The 14,002-nt window shown below is 37.6% G+C and carries 14 protein-coding genes and 1 tRNA gene; 11 read left to right on the plus strand and 4 right to left on the minus strand.

The window, feature by feature from the left end:
• Positions 1-636: 636 nt before the first annotated feature.
• The 9 genes from ACN1CD_RS22625 (at position 637) to ACN1CD_RS22665 (ending at position 7,840) form a co-directional block, all read left to right on the plus strand.
• Positions 637-1,314 (plus strand): ABC transporter ATP-binding protein, encoded by a 678-nt coding sequence (locus ACN1CD_RS22625; protein ID WP_419132697.1) that lies wholly within the window; start codon positions 637-639, stop codon positions 1,312-1,314.
• Positions 1,315-1,395: 81 nt separating this feature from the next.
• Entirely contained in the window at positions 1,396-2,193 is a 798-nt protein-coding gene (locus ACN1CD_RS22630) for an ABC transporter substrate-binding protein (RefSeq protein WP_419132698.1), read from the plus strand.
• A 62-nt stretch (positions 2,194-2,255) separates the two neighbouring features.
• Positions 2,256-2,558: a hypothetical protein gene (locus ACN1CD_RS22635; protein ID WP_419132699.1), complete on the plus strand. Its 303-nt coding sequence runs from the start codon at positions 2,256-2,258 to the stop codon at positions 2,556-2,558.
• A gap of 327 nt (positions 2,559-2,885) precedes the next feature.
• Positions 2,886-2,967: transfer RNA gene (locus tag ACN1CD_RS22640), tRNA-Leu, on the plus strand.
• Positions 2,968-3,139: 172 nt separating this feature from the next.
• Positions 3,140-4,489 (plus strand): trigger factor, encoded by a 1,350-nt coding sequence (gene tig / locus ACN1CD_RS22645; RefSeq protein ID WP_419132700.1) that lies wholly within the window; start codon positions 3,140-3,142, stop codon positions 4,487-4,489.
• A gap of 59 nt (positions 4,490-4,548) precedes the next feature.
• Positions 4,549-4,911, plus strand: a complete 363-nt coding sequence (locus ACN1CD_RS22650) for a four helix bundle protein (protein ID WP_419132701.1) — start codon at positions 4,549-4,551, stop codon at positions 4,909-4,911.
• 60 nt (positions 4,912-4,971) lie between these two features.
• Positions 4,972-5,679, plus strand: a complete 708-nt coding sequence (gene clpP / locus ACN1CD_RS22655) for an ATP-dependent Clp endopeptidase proteolytic subunit ClpP (RefSeq protein WP_419132702.1) — start codon at positions 4,972-4,974, stop codon at positions 5,677-5,679.
• On the plus strand, positions 5,633-6,901 hold the full coding sequence (gene clpX, locus ACN1CD_RS22660) for an ATP-dependent Clp protease ATP-binding subunit ClpX (protein ID WP_419132703.1): 1,269 nt from the start codon (positions 5,633-5,635) through the stop codon (positions 6,899-6,901). The genes clpP and clpX overlap by 47 nt, the downstream gene beginning before the upstream one ends.
• 75 nt (positions 6,902-6,976) lie before the next feature.
• Complete coding sequence (locus tag ACN1CD_RS22665; protein ID WP_320465163.1) at positions 6,977-7,840, plus strand: AMP nucleosidase; 864 nt, start codon at positions 6,977-6,979, stop codon at positions 7,838-7,840.
• Between the two features lie 117 nt (positions 7,841-7,957).
• Here ACN1CD_RS22665 and ACN1CD_RS22670 read toward each other — a convergent pair whose 3' ends face one another.
• The 3 genes from ACN1CD_RS22670 to ACN1CD_RS22680 form a co-directional block, all read right to left on the minus strand.
• The gene (locus ACN1CD_RS22670) at positions 7,958-8,617 is read right to left on the minus strand and encodes an ATP-binding cassette domain-containing protein (RefSeq protein WP_419132704.1); all 660 of its coding nucleotides are present in this window, start codon (positions 8,615-8,617) and stop codon (positions 7,958-7,960) included.
• Complete coding sequence (locus ACN1CD_RS22675) at positions 8,560-8,922, minus strand: hypothetical protein (RefSeq protein WP_419132705.1); 363 nt, start codon at positions 8,920-8,922, stop codon at positions 8,560-8,562. Before ACN1CD_RS22675 ends, ACN1CD_RS22670 begins: the two co-directional genes overlap by 58 nt.
• 159 nt (positions 8,923-9,081) lie before the next feature.
• A complete protein-coding gene (locus ACN1CD_RS22680; protein ID WP_116251301.1) occupies positions 9,082-9,942 on the minus strand; it encodes a sigma-70 family RNA polymerase sigma factor in 861 nt (286 codons plus the stop codon).
• A gap of 507 nt (positions 9,943-10,449) precedes the next feature.
• Between ACN1CD_RS22680 and ACN1CD_RS22685 the strand changes: the two genes are divergently transcribed.
• Together ACN1CD_RS22685 and ACN1CD_RS22690 are read left to right on the plus strand one after the other, a co-directional pair.
• The gene (locus ACN1CD_RS22685; RefSeq protein ID WP_419132706.1) at positions 10,450-10,941 is read left to right on the plus strand and encodes a DUF2975 domain-containing protein; all 492 of its coding nucleotides are present in this window, start codon (positions 10,450-10,452) and stop codon (positions 10,939-10,941) included.
• 12 nt (positions 10,942-10,953) lie between these two features.
• Positions 10,954-11,160 (plus strand): helix-turn-helix domain-containing protein, encoded by a 207-nt coding sequence (locus ACN1CD_RS22690; RefSeq protein ID WP_419132707.1) that lies wholly within the window; start codon positions 10,954-10,956, stop codon positions 11,158-11,160.
• A gap of 101 nt (positions 11,161-11,261) precedes the next feature.
• On the opposite strand, the gene clpB is transcribed toward ACN1CD_RS22690, so the two are convergent.
• Entirely contained in the window at positions 11,262-13,862 is a 2,601-nt protein-coding gene (gene clpB, locus ACN1CD_RS22695; protein ID WP_419132708.1) for an ATP-dependent chaperone ClpB, read from the minus strand.
• Positions 13,863-14,002 lie beyond the last annotated feature (140 nt).

Consider the following 14,002-nt stretch of genomic DNA (forward strand, 5'->3'; position numbering starts at 1 on the left):
AAGTGGGTTATGGAAGAGGTTAGATGGGTTATGGGTTTAGGCGTCCAAACTCCGAACTGATAACTCCTAACTTTAAGTGGGTTATGGAAGAGGTTAGATGGGTTATGGGTTTAGGCGTCCAAACTCCCAATTGATAACTCCAAACTTTAAGTGGGTTATGGAAAAGGTTAGATGGGTTATGGGTTTAGGCGTCCAAACTCCCAACTTTAAAAGGGTTATGGAAGAGGTTAGATGGGTTATGGGTTTAGGTGTTTAAACTCCTAACTGATAACTCTCAACTTTAAGTGGCTTATGGAAGAGGTTAGATGGGTTATGGGTTTAGGCGTCCAAACTTCCAGCTGATAACTCCCAACTTTTAAGGGGGTTATGGAAGAGGTTAGATGGGTTATGGGTTTAGGCGTCCAAACTCCCAATTGATAACTCCCAACTTTAAGTAGGTTATGGAAGAGGTTAGGTGGGTTAAGGGTTTAGGTGTCCAAACTCCCAACTAATAACTCCCAACTATTTAGGCCTCTAATCTTTTCGTCACGTCTTGATACTTGATACTATTTACGATACTACTTTTAATAACCCGCTTTGCACAGTCTTGATACTCGATACTAAATACTTGATACTATATACTTACAACTACTAAAAATGATAGAACTTAAAAACATAGAAAAATACTACTCCAGCAAAGGCATAAAGCATTACGTTTTGCGCCACGTTACCACAACAATCAAGCAAGGAGAATTTGTGTCCATCATGGGCCCATCTGGTGCTGGAAAATCTACGTTACTGAATATTTTAGGGATGCTTGAAGAGCCAACATATGGTACATATGAATTTTTGGGTGAGGATGTAACCACGCTGAATGAACGTAAACGGATTGAATTGTACCGTAACCACATCGGTTTTGTGTTTCAGGCTTATCACCTCATTGATGAAATGACGGTTTACGAAAACATTGAAGCACCTTTACTTTATAAAAAGGTTGGAGGTGCAGAAAGAGCCAGTAGAATTGCCGATTTATTAGATCGGTTTAACATGGTAGCCAAGAAAGACTTATTTCCTAACCAGCTTTCGGGCGGACAGCAACAGTTGGTTGGCATTGCCAGGGCCTTAGCCGCACAGCCGTCAATAATTCTGGCTGATGAACCAACCGGTAACCTTCAATCTGCTCAGGCGGAAGAGATTATGCAACTTTTTCAGAAGCTAAATAAAGAAGATGGGATTACAATTATTCAAGTTACACACGCTGAAAAGAATGCAGAATACGGAACTAGAATTTTGCACCTCGCTGATGGCGTGGTAAAGGATGATGTGAGCGTTTAGGGTAGTAAGTTATAAGTGATCAGTTTTAAGTTGGGTATATGATGCTAATAACTTACCACTTAAAACCTATAACTTTGCTTCATGCAAAAATCTTTTGTCGATCAATTAGGGAAGGAGATTACAATTAATTTTCCACCCAAAAGAATTATTTCTCTTGTACCATCGCAAACTGAGCTGCTTTTTGATTTAGGCTTAGACCAAGAAATAATCGGTTTAACTAAGTTTTGCATTCATCCGATAGAAAAGTTTGCTGAACGGACTAAAGTTGGCGGCACTAAAAAGCTCAATATTGATTTAATAAAAGATTTAAAGCCCGATTTAATCATCGGTAATAAGGAAGAGAACTCGCAGAGCGACATCGAAGAGCTATCGGAGTCTTTTCCAGTTTGGATGAGCGATATTTTTACGCTGGATGATGCAAAAAAAACCATTTCACAAATTGGAGAACTGGTAAATCGAGAGCCTGAAGCGGCTTATCTCAATCACCTGATCTCCGCTGGTTTTAATGATTTGCAAACACTTGCCTTGCAAAATAACATAGACAAAAAAGTAGCTTACCTCATCTGGCGGAAGCCTTTTATGGCCGCTGGGAAAAATACTTTTATACATGATGTTCTGCTTACCAATGGAATGACAAATGTTATTGAGGAAGAGCGATATCCGCAGATTACATTAGAAAAGCTGAAAACTTTAAACTGTGAACTGATCCTGCTTTCCTCAGAGCCTTATCCATTTGGTTTAAAGCATATAGAAGAAATTCAGGCTGCTATCCCAAATGCCAGGATTATGCTGGTTGATGGTGAAATGTTTAGCTGGTACGGAAGCCGGCTGGTAAAAGCGGTGCAGTATTTTTTTGAATTTCAGAAAGAACTTTATTAGCTGTTTTCAGCAGAGTTTTCATAAATTGTCGCGTTAATTACATTTACCTCGTTTTACTCATTATGAAAAGAATACTTATGTTATCGTTATTTGTAGCCATTTTTTCTGGTTGCACTTCTTTTAAAGATTCGAATACGGCCAACAGGGCAACCGCAACCGGAACGATTCAAAAAATTGGTATGACCACCTTTCAATATGGCACACACCTGTTAACCACCGAAAATAAAACTTACGCCCTAAAAAGTAATGCCATTAACCTGGATGAGTATATGAACAGAAAGGTAACCGTAAAAGGGAAGAAAGTTAAAGGTTATCCTTTAGATGGCGGACCTGAATTTTTGGATGTAACCTTAATTAAGTTTTAACAATTGATCTTGCTTTTTAGTTAGCATTTAAAATTTCGCAGTTTTTTTGGCGAATCTAAACCTTTCCCAGAAGCAAGATTTTTTGTTCACTAAACCCGATTGCCGCGAAAAGCCCCGGTTTTTTCTACCGGGCTTGAAGCAGAAAGCGGGACTGCCGAAACCGATTAGCACGGGAACTGATTTTCTAAATAGTTTTTAAATGAAATTTTTCTCGCTCTAAATTAAAGACTTAGCTTTTTTTGCTAAAAATAATTGATGATTTTTGGTGCATACCTTTTGATTATTCAATCTTGTTTCTATCTTTGCAGTCCTTACAAAATCCTAACTGCGGATGTGGCGTAATTGGTAGCCGCACCAGACTTAGGATCTGGCGCTTCACGGCGTGGGGGTTCGAGTCCCTTCATCCGCACTATAAATGAAGCCGTTTTGAGTTAAATCGAAACGGCTTCGTTTTTTTTAAAAACATTGATTAACAAAAATTGATGTGCTGTTAAATTAGAAAGATATGTGCCATTTGTCTCAAATCTCATATCTTAATACCCAAATCTAACCGCACATCTCAATACTCATATCTTAAAAAAATGAATATTACACAGGAAAAAACCGGCAACTTAAATGCTGTTGTAAAAATCAAAATCGCACCTGCTGATTATAGTGATAAAGTGGAAAAGGCCATTAAAGACCAGGCTAAAAAAGCACAATTACCTGGTTTCCGTAAAGGAATGGTTCCTCCTGCCCACATTAAAAAAATGTATGGCAAAAGTATTTTAGTAGAAGAAGTGAATAACTTGTTAAACGATACTTTATCTAACTACATTGCTGAGCAAAAATTGGAAATTTTAGGTCAGCCTTTACCGCAGTCAGAAAATGAGCGTGAATTTAAATGGGATAATACGGATGAATTCGAGTTTGATTATGAGTTGGGTTTAGCGCCTGCTTTTGAGGTAAATATTTCTTCTAAAGATCAATATACTGAATACTTAATCAAAGCTGATCCCGAAACTTTAGAAAGCCGGATGAAAAACATCCGTCGCAGTTATGGTAAAATGACTAACCCTGAAGTATCTGCTGAAGGTGATGTATTATATGCAGAACTGGTGCAACTGGGTGCTGATGGTACCGTTTTCGAAGGTGGAATTACCAACACAGCTACACTTCGTTTAGATTTGGTTAAAGACGCAGAAATTCTTAAAACCTTAATTGGTTTGAAAAAGGATGATGTAGTAACCATTAATATTACAAAAGCGCTTGATGACCATGCTGCAGTTGCAAAAGCATTAAATATTTCTGAAGAAGATGCTGCTGATTTGCAATCAGAGTTCCAGTTAATGGTTAAAAATGTGAACCGTTTGGAGGAGTCAGATTTAAACCAGGAGTTCTATGATAAAATTTTCCCAGATGGTTCGGTAACTGACGAAGCTGCTTTCAGAGCGAAAATTACCGAAGAAGTAGAAGGCATGTTTAAACAAGATGCGGAACGTAAACTATCTAACGATATTTATGAAGACCTTTTGAAAAAACATACTTTTGATTTGCCGGATGAGTTTTTACGCCGTTGGTTAAAAGCGACTAACGAAAAATTAACAGACGAAGAATTGGCTGAAGGCTATGATGATTTCGCTAAAAACCTTAAATGGACTTTAATCGAGAACAAAATCATTAAAGATAACAGCATCGAAATTAAATACGAAGATGTGGTTCAGGCAGCTAAAGCGAAGTTAGATGCGCAATTCAGAATGTACAGTCCAGCTCCGCTTCCAGAAGATCAGTTGGCGCAATATGCTGTTCAGTTTTTACAGGAAAAAGAAAATGCAAACCGTGTTTTCGAAGAGGTTAAAGCATTGAAAACATTCGAACAAATCAAATCTATTGTTACTTTATCACAACAGGATATAGACTACGATAAGTTTGTGGAGTTGGATAAGAAATAAAGCGTTTGGCGGGGAGCGTATGGCGTTTAAAATGATTGTTCAATTGCCTATATTTAGCAATGGCTCAATTTAAATTCCAATCGCTCGAAGTTTGGCAGTTGTCAATCAAATTAACTGATAAATTACTTGATATAGCTGACCGATTGTCAGTTGATAAAAAATACAGATTTGCAGAGCAGCTCAATGGGGCTGCTCTTAGCATATCTAACAATATTGCAGAAGGTTCAGGTTCAGTTTCTAATAAGGAATTTGCTCATTATCTGAATATTGCACATCGTTCTGCGTTTGAAAATGCAAACATTTTAGTAGTATTGGAGAGAAGAAAATATATTTCTGACACAGAACTGCTTTATTATCTGGAAGAATTGAATAAATTGGCACGGAAATTAACCAACTTCAGGAAATTTTTATTAAAATTATAATCCGGTTTGGCTTCTCGTAATTCAACGCTTTACGCCAAACTCCAAACGCAAGACAAGATTATGAACATAGATTCACAAGAATTCAGAAAATTTGCCGTTAAACATCAGGGGATTGGCGGTTTGCACGTAGATAAATTTATTTCCCAGGCGAATGTAAATCCGCAGAGCATGACACCATACATCATTGAAGAACGTCAGTTAAACGTTGCACAGATGGACGTGTTTTCGAGGTTAATGATGGATCGTATTATCTTTTTAGGAGATGCGATTTATGATCAGAATGCAAACATCATTCAAGCACAGTTGTTGTTTTTACAGTCAACCGATGCAGATAGAGATATTCAGATTTACATTAACTCGCCAGGAGGTTCAGTTTATGCTGGTTTAGGTATTTACGATACGATGCAGTATATTCAACCAGATGTTGCTACAATTTGTACCGGTATGGCCGCATCAATGGGTGCCGTTTTATTAGTGGCAGGAGCAGAAGGTAAACGTTCTGCATTACCACACTCAAGAGTAATGATCCACCAGCCATCAGGAGGTGCACAAGGTGTAGCATCTGATATGGAAATCAACTTAAGAGAGATGTTGAAATTGAAAAAAGAATTATACGATATTATTTCAGAGCACTCTGGTCAAACTTATGATTGGGTAGAGAAAGCTTCAGATCGTGATTACTGGATGAGTGCTGAAGAAGCAAAAGGATTTGGTATGATTGATGAAGTGTTATCGAGAAACACAAGAAAAAATGGCGAAACAAAATAAAGAATCCCGGTGTTCCTTCTGCCATTCTGGCAAGCATGAAACTTTAATGTTAATTGAGGGCATGGATGCATTTATCTGCGATAAATGTGTTACACAGGCCAATCAATTGCTTGCGCAGGAATTGGGTACGAAGAACACGAAAAATATTCAGGATGCAATCTCGTTGCTTAAACCCTTAGAGATTAAACAACACCTTGATCAATACGTAATTGGTCAGGATGATGCGAAGAAAGTATTGTCTGTAGCCGTTTATAACCACTACAAGCGTCTGAATCAGAAAGTAGATAAGGATGAGATTGAGATTGAAAAATCAAATATCATGTTGGTTGGTGAAACCGGAACAGGAAAAACACTTTTAGCTAAAACCATTGCGAAAATTTTGCATGTACCTTTTTGTATTTGTGATGCAACAGTTTTAACCGAAGCAGGATATGTTGGTGAAGATGTAGAAAGTATTCTTACCCGTTTATTGCAAGCTGCTGATTATGATGTGGCTGCTGCGGAACGTGGAATCGTTTACATTGATGAGGTAGATAAGGTGGCCCGTAAGAGCGATAATCCATCCATTACACGTGATGTATCTGGTGAAGGTGTACAGCAGGCGTTATTGAAAATTTTAGAAGGTACGGTTGTGAACGTTCCACCTCAGGGCGGTCGTAAGCATCCAGATCAGAAAATGATTCCGGTAAACACGAATAATATCTTATTTATTTGTGGTGGAGCATTTGATGGTATTGAGCGTAAAATTGCCAACCGATTACGTACGCAGGCAGTAGGTTATAAGATAAAGAAAGATGATACTGTTTTAGATCTTAAAAATCTTTATAAGTATATTACACCACAAGATTTGAAGTCTTTCGGATTAATACCTGAATTAATTGGTCGCATTCCAGTTCTTTCTCACTTAAATCCATTGGATAAAGAATCTTTGCGTAATATCTTAACTGCACCGAAAAACTCTTTAATTAAGCAATATGTTAAGCTTTTTGCTTATGAGGAAGTAGACCTGGTATTTGAAGATGATGTGTTAGATTTTATTGTTGATAAGGCAATGGAATATAAACTGGGTGCCCGTGGGTTAAGATCGATTTGCGAAGCCATTATGCTTGATGCGATGTTCGATACGCCGACTCAAACGGATGTCAAGGAGTTGCACATCAATCTCGATTATGCGATAGAAAAATTTGAAAAGGCCGACTTTAAAAAGTTGCAAGCCGCATAAAAAATCAAATCCTCTCGTGAAAGCGGGGGGATTTTTTGGTAAATACGCTAAGCGCCTGGCGCTAAACTTATGATTATGAATGAAGAAAAAGACGTTAAAAAAGATGAAGCCATAGTAGAGAAATCGAAAAAAGTAAAAGAAGTAGAAAGTCCGGTTAAATCTGGCCTGAAATCTAAAGATGAAATTGTGAAAAATTGGCTACCAAGATATACCGGACGCCCATTAGATCAATTTGGTGATTATATTTTGTTAACGAACTTTAGTAAATATGTAAGCATGTTTTCTGAATGGAACGACAACGCCCCGATTATGGGGTTAGATAAACCGATGCAGAGTGTTACGGCAAACGGAATCACTATTATCAACTTTGGAATGGGAAGTCCGCTGGCAGCAACCATGATGGATCTCTTAACTGCAATTATGCCGAAAGCCGTATTGTTTTTAGGTAAGTGTGGTGGTTTGAAAAAGAAAAACCAGTTGGGCGATTTAATTCTACCTATTGCAGCAATAAGAGGAGAAGGAACATCAAACGATTACCTTCCTGCAGAGGTTCCGGCATTACCAGCCTTTGCGTTACAAAAAGCAATATCCACCACCATTCGCGATCATGGTAGAGATTACTGGACAGGAACCTGTTACACCACCAATCGCAGGGTTTGGGAGCACGATAAGGAATTTAAGAAGTATTTAAAAACCCTAAGGGCCATGGCTGTAGATATGGAAACGGCCACTGTATTTACCACTGCTTTTGCGAATAAAATTCCAGCTGGCGCATTGTTATTGGTTTCAGATCAACCAATGATTCCAGAGGGCGTTAAAACCGCTGAAAGTGATAGCAGTGTTACGGAGAAATATGTGGAGACACACTTAAGAATTGGTATCGATTCGCTTAAACAACTAATCAATAATGGTTTAACGGTTAAACATTTGTTGTTTTAGTTATTAACTTCTCGTTGCGGCAATCGTGATGTGGAATTTAATGCATATAAGATCGGGTTACCGGTCTTTTTTTATGCGTTGTATTTGGTCGGTGAGCCACCGACCAAGGGATTAGGATTAATCATTGAAATCTGGTAAATAGCCGTGAAGGATAAGATCGTCAGTGGTATTTATCTTATAATTGCAGCCATTATGGAGAAGCACAATTCTATCTGATATATCCAGTATGGATCTGTAATAATGGTCGGTAATGATAAACCCTTTTAACGGTTTCATTTTGTTAATGTGGAGTTTAACTTCATCAACCAATAATGGCGCTAATTGTGAAAAAGGTTCATCTAAAAGTATAAACACCGCATCACTGTAAATGATAATTAAAGCTTCTAATAACCTATGTTCTCCACCTGAGCAGTCTCGGAATTTCTTTTTTAGATTTTGAGCGATAAAGGTAACTTGAAGGAGTGCTTCTTTATGCCTTGTGCAGAAAATCTCTATTGCGTCTTCAACGGTTAATTTATTTGGAATAAAAGTGTCTTGGGTTAAATAAGCTATCCTTCCTGATAAATAACCTTTCTGAATAATCTCGTCATTAAGCTTTAAGTGCTTAAAATCGGCTTTTATACTTCCGAAAATAATTTTTAATAAAGTTGATTTACCACTTCCATTTCTGCCCAATAAGCCAACAACTTCACCAATTTTGCAGTTCAGGTATACGCCATTTAGTACTGCTTGCTGGTTAAATCTGTGGGTAACACTGTCAATAAATAGTTCCTGCATAGAAAGCTTAAGATAATAATAGAAATGAGAAAGGCTAAATCATAAATTAAAATATTCATAAATATTTTTCTGAAACCCAATCCCATATTCTTGTAGAAGAAAGCGTGTTTGGTAAGAAAGAATCTTTCTATAACAACCGAGAATACCCAGCCAACAGGTTTCATAAATACCGCCATTGCATATCCGCCAGGCTTTTCAAAACCATCGATGATAAAGAAAATGCCAATCAATATATTAACCAGAATGTTCCACAGTACGATTGGTTTATAAACTATTAATGATTTTTTGAAGAGCTTAACAGACATATTTAAATATATAGAAAAAACTTAAAAAGCCGGTAAACAAAAACGGACCGACAATTGCCGATCCGTTTTTAATTTGATGAAGGTAAGTATCAAATCCACAAAAAAAAAGACCAGCAATAGCTAGTCTTTTTTTTATCTTTTTTACCGTATTTGGTAAAATTATCCCAGATAAGACTTTAATATTTTACTTCTTGAAGTATGTCGAAGGCGCTGAAGCGCTTTATCTTTAATCTGACGAACACGTTCACGTGTAAGGTTGAATTTCTCACCAATTTCCTCTAAAGATAATGGGTGGTTTGAGCCTAGTCCGAAGAACAATACAATAATTTCTCTTTCTCTTTCTGTTAAAGTAGACAGTGAACGTTTGATTTCTTCAGAAAGCGACTCGTTAATTAATGAACTATCTGTATTTGGCTCATGGTTTTCCAATACATCTAACAACGTATTTTCCTCACCCTGAACAAAAGGAGCATCCATAGATACGTGACGACCTGAGTTACTTAAGGTATCAGAAATTTTATCAACCGTAGTTTCCAAAATCTCTGCTAATTCTTCAGGAGAAGGTTCGCGCTCATATTCCTGCTCTAACTTAGAGAAGGCTTTGCTGATCTTGCTTAATGAACCAACCTGGTTCAATGGCAAACGTACAATACGGCTTTGTTCAGCAATTGCTTGCAAAATCGACTGACGGATCCACCATACGGCATATGAAATGAATTTGAAACCTTTTGTTTCATCAAAACGTTTTGCTGCTTTGATCAAACCTAAATTTCCTTCGTTAATTAAATCGCCTAAGGTTAAGCCTTGATTTTGGTATTGCTTTGCAACGGATACTACGAAACGTAAGTTTGTTTTTGTTAATCGCTCTAATGCAGCTTGATCGCCTTCACGAATCTTTCTTGCTAAAATTACCTCTTCCTCTGCTGTTATTAAATCTACTTTACCAATTTCGTGTAAGTATTTATCAAGTGATTGACTTTCACGGTTGGTAATGGATTGCGTTATCTTGAGTTGTCTCATTTATACGTTTTGTGTGCTCTTTAATTATTGAAGTGTGCAAAGTTACGAAATTGTATGGCAATCCGAAAGGATAAAATACTGAAAATGTTGCTGTTTGCACGTGTTTTTTACATTTTTATCTATAACAAAAATCATTCCAATAAAGTTTTTGACATAGATAGCATATGTAAATGTCAAATATTCGATTATCAATACATATTTATTGCAATTCAATAAATATGTATTGATTTATAATTAATATATTTTTTATTTTTGCTATTATTGCATTGTAAATTTGACGCTCGACAGATAACTTACAAACCGAGTCAGGAAAACGAAACTTTTATCAGATGTCGGTTTTGGATGTTTAGAATTTAGATAACGGGGTTTAGGTGTATGGCTTTGCTAAGTTTCACCTCTTGAAACAAGAACTGTGAGGTCTGTCATATAATGCATTAACATAAGAGGATCTTGTAGGTGGAATCTATTTAAATAAAAGTAAAAGAAATTAAATTAATCAGCATCAATATGAAAACACAACACCAGATTTTAATGATCAAACTAGGATATGTTATTACGCTAATAAGCGTACTTCTGTTTTCGCTAGGTGATGCAGCACGTGACTTTCGGGATGGTTATAATGATGCTGGTACACCGGGTACGCTAAGCTTCACACATGGTATTCTTATGTTGTTGATTGTTTTTTTAACGTTGAGGGTGTTAGTATATATTTACCGTTTCATCGATTCTGTACAGGAGGGGAATGTGTTTATTGAAGAAAACACAAGAAGGCTAATCCGAATGGGGTTCTACTGTATAAGCATCCCGTTTTTATTATTTGGTTACAATGCTATGAGTTACTTACATCACGCCAATAGTAATGCTACTCAAATTAGTGATGTTATCAAATATGTTGATTTTGAGATCTGGTTACTCATTTTTGGTTTAACACTTTTAACTATAGCCTTTGTTTTTAAGAAGGGGATTGAACTTAAACAAGAAAGCGATCTTACCATTTAAATCACATTACCTATGCCAATAATTATAAATTTAGATGTGATGCTTGCCCGAAGGAAAATGTCACTCACGGAACTCAGTGATCGGGTAGGGATTACAATGTCTAATTTGTCTATTTTAAAAACTGGTAAGGCTAAAGCGGTTCGTTTAGAAACACTCGAATCCATTTGCCGGGTTTTAGAATGCCAGCCAGGAGATATATTAGAGTTTAGCGTAAAATAATTAAATACAGGGGAATCTGAGCAGTATTTTCTTAAAGCGTTTTAAATAAAAGAGTCCGTTCATCTTATGATGCGGACTCTTTATATTAATCACTCAAATAATTAATCTTGTTTTTGGTTTAGAAAAACAAAGTTGTGATCAAACATATCTAACTTTATTTTACTTTCCTTATCAATTTTTCCTGCCAGAATTTCTTTCGATAACTCGTTTAGGATTCGTTTCTGAATCACCCTTTTTAACGGCCTGGCTCCAAACTGAGGGTCGTAACCTAACTGTGCCAACCAATCCAGCGCTTCATCACTGGCCTCCATTTCAATGCCCATCTCTGCAAGGGTTTGTTTTACCTGTTTAAATTGTAAGGCAACAATATCCCTGATTTCGCTTCTGTTTAATGGAGTGAACATGATCAACTCATCAATACGGTTCAAAAACTCCGGACGAATCGTTTGTTTCAATACTTCGAACAGTTCACTTTTGGTTTTCGCAATCACCTCATCGCGGTTCTCATCGCTCAGGTCTTTAAAATTATCCTGAATTAAATGCGCGCCGATGTTTGAAGTCATGATGATGATGGTATTTTTGAAATTTACCGTTCTACCTTTATTATCCGTTAAACGGCCATCATCTAACACCTGTAACAAAATATTAAATACATCAGGGTGAGCTTTTTCAATCTCATCCAGCAGTACTACCGAATAAGGTTTTCGTCTTACAGCCTCTGTTAATTGTCCGCCTTCATCATAACCCACATATCCGGGAGGCGCTCCAATTAAGCGGGAAACCGAATGGCGCTCCTGATATTCACTCATATCAATTCTGGTTAAGGCATTTTCATCATTGAATAAAAATTCTGCCAATGCCTTTGCTAATTCTGTTTTACCTACGCCCGTTGTACCTAAGAAGATGAACGAACCAATTGGTTTACGCTTATCTTGCAAACCGGCACGCGAGCGACGGATGGCATCAGAAATGGCTTCAATTGCTTCATCCTGTCCGGCAACACGCTGGTGTAACTCATCTTCCAAATGAAGCAGTTTCTCGCGCTCGCTGGCAATCAACTTGGTAACCGGAATACCGGTCCAACGGCCAACAACTCCTGCAATATCATCAGCAGTAACTTCTTCCTTCAGCATGCGGCTATCCAACTGCTGACTTTCTAAATCGGCTTTAAGTTTTTCAACCTGATCTTGCGCTTCTTTAATTTTTCCGTAGCGGATTTCGGCTACTTTGCCATAATCCCCTGCGCGTTCAGCCTGCTCTGCCTCTAATTTATAATGTTCTATTTGCTCCAGCTGATTGTTAACTGCATCAACGAGGTCTTTTTCGCCTTGCCATTTCGCTTTAAATTCATCACGCTCTGCAGATAAATTGGCAATTTCTTCAGATAATTCCTGAACTTTACGATCATCTTTTTCTCTTTTGATGGCTTCACGCTCAATTTCTAAGCGCATAATCTCACGATCCAAAGCATCAACATTTTCTGGTACGCTATCCATTTCCATCCGCAGTTTTGAGGCTGCCTCATCCATTAAATCGATGGCCTTATCTGGTAAGAAACGATCGGCAATATACCGCTGACTCATTTCTACAGCTGCAATAATGGCTTCGTCTTTAATCCGCACTTTATGGTGCGTTTCATAACGCTCTTTCAATCCACGGAGGATAGAAATTGCATCCTGAGTATCTGGCTCTTCAACCATCACTTTTTGGAAACGGCGTTCTAATGCTTTATCTTTTTCTAAATATTTTTGATATTCATCTAAAGTTGTAGCACCAATAGCCCTTAATTCTCCACGGGCCAGCGCAGGTTTCAGAATGTTCGCCGCGTCCATGGCACCTTCACCACCGCCGGCACCAACCAGCGTATGGATCTCATCTATAAAGAGCACAATGTCTCCATCGCTTTGCGTAACCTCTTTAACAACAGCTTTTAAACGTTCTTCAAACTCGCCTTTATATTTAGCGCCGGCAATTAAAGATCCCATATCCAACGAGAATACCGTTTTGCTTTTTAAGTTTTCCGGCACATCACCTTTGATAATTCTAAAGGCAATTCCTTCAGCTATCGCTGTTTTACCCACACCAGGTTCACCAATTAAAATCGGATTGTTTTTCGTTCTGCGGGATAAAATCTGAATCACCCGACGAATTTCCTCATCACGACCAATTACCGGATCCAATTTTCCGCTTTCCGCGTATTCATTTAGGTTGCGGGCATATTTACTTAAAGCCTGGTAAGTGGCTTCGGCATTTTGATCGGTCACTCTATTGTCGCCACGTAATTCTGCAATGGCTTTTTTCAGGTCTTTTTCGTTTACGCCTTGCTCTTTTAAAAGTTTCGAGGTGCTATCATTAACCGCTAAAAGCCCCAATAACAGGTGTTCTACCGATACAAATTCATCTTTAAATTCTTTCAAAAATGTTTGGGCCTTTTGCAATACGTTATTTGTATTTGATGACAAATAGACATTACTTCCGCTCACTTTGGGGAATTTGGCGATTTCCGCATCCAAATTCTGGTTGAGGGAATTAAGGCTTACATTTAATTTTTTTAAAACGTATGAAACTACGTTTTCATCAACAGTTAGCAAACCTTTAAGCAGGTGTGCTGTTTCAATAGCCTGTTGCTGATTGCCCTGAGCTATTTCAGAAGCCTGTTGAATCGCTTCCTGGGCTTTTATTGTATAATTGTTGAAGTTCATATTTTCCTTTTGATCAAAACAAATGCCATAGCGGTTTTGACTTTTCAATCGGAAATTTTGTCGCTTATTTATGTTTTTTAATGACTAAATTACTGATTTATAGTGTTTTGTGCTGAAATTTTGTCTGAAATGATGTGGTT

Origin of the sequence: Pedobacter sp. N23S346, assembly GCF_048515415.1 — a bacterium.
Lineage (GTDB): Bacteria > Bacteroidota > Bacteroidia > Sphingobacteriales > Sphingobacteriaceae > Pedobacter.

Coding starts and splice junctions, on each gene's coding strand:
- ACN1CD_RS22625 (WP_419132697.1), top strand. CDS start 637: ATGATAGAACTTAAAAACATAGAAAAATACTACTCCAGCAAAGGCATA.
- ACN1CD_RS22630 (WP_419132698.1), top strand. CDS start 1,396: ATGCAAAAATCTTTTGTCGATCAATTAGGGAAGGAGATTACAATTAAT.
- ACN1CD_RS22635 (WP_419132699.1), top strand. CDS start 2,256: ATGAAAAGAATACTTATGTTATCGTTATTTGTAGCCATTTTTTCTGGT.
- tig (WP_419132700.1), top strand. CDS start 3,140: ATGAATATTACACAGGAAAAAACCGGCAACTTAAATGCTGTTGTAAAA.
- ACN1CD_RS22650 (WP_419132701.1), top strand. CDS start 4,549: ATGGCTCAATTTAAATTCCAATCGCTCGAAGTTTGGCAGTTGTCAATC.
- clpP (WP_419132702.1), top strand. CDS start 4,972: ATGAACATAGATTCACAAGAATTCAGAAAATTTGCCGTTAAACATCAG.
- clpX (WP_419132703.1), top strand. CDS start 5,633: ATGAAGTGTTATCGAGAAACACAAGAAAAAATGGCGAAACAAAATAAA.
- ACN1CD_RS22665 (WP_320465163.1), top strand. CDS start 6,977: ATGAATGAAGAAAAAGACGTTAAAAAAGATGAAGCCATAGTAGAGAAA.
- ACN1CD_RS22670 (WP_419132704.1), bottom strand. CDS start 8,617: ATGCAGGAACTATTTATTGACAGTGTTACCCACAGATTTAACCAGCAA.
- ACN1CD_RS22675 (WP_419132705.1), bottom strand. CDS start 8,922: ATGTCTGTTAAGCTCTTCAAAAAATCATTAATAGTTTATAAACCAATC.
- ACN1CD_RS22680 (WP_116251301.1), bottom strand. CDS start 9,942: ATGAGACAACTCAAGATAACGCAATCCATTACCAACCGTGAAAGTCAA.
- ACN1CD_RS22685 (WP_419132706.1), top strand. CDS start 10,450: ATGAAAACACAACACCAGATTTTAATGATCAAACTAGGATATGTTATT.
- ACN1CD_RS22690 (WP_419132707.1), top strand. CDS start 10,954: ATGCCAATAATTATAAATTTAGATGTGATGCTTGCCCGAAGGAAAATG.
- clpB (WP_419132708.1), bottom strand. CDS start 13,862: ATGAACTTCAACAATTATACAATAAAAGCCCAGGAAGCGATTCAACAG.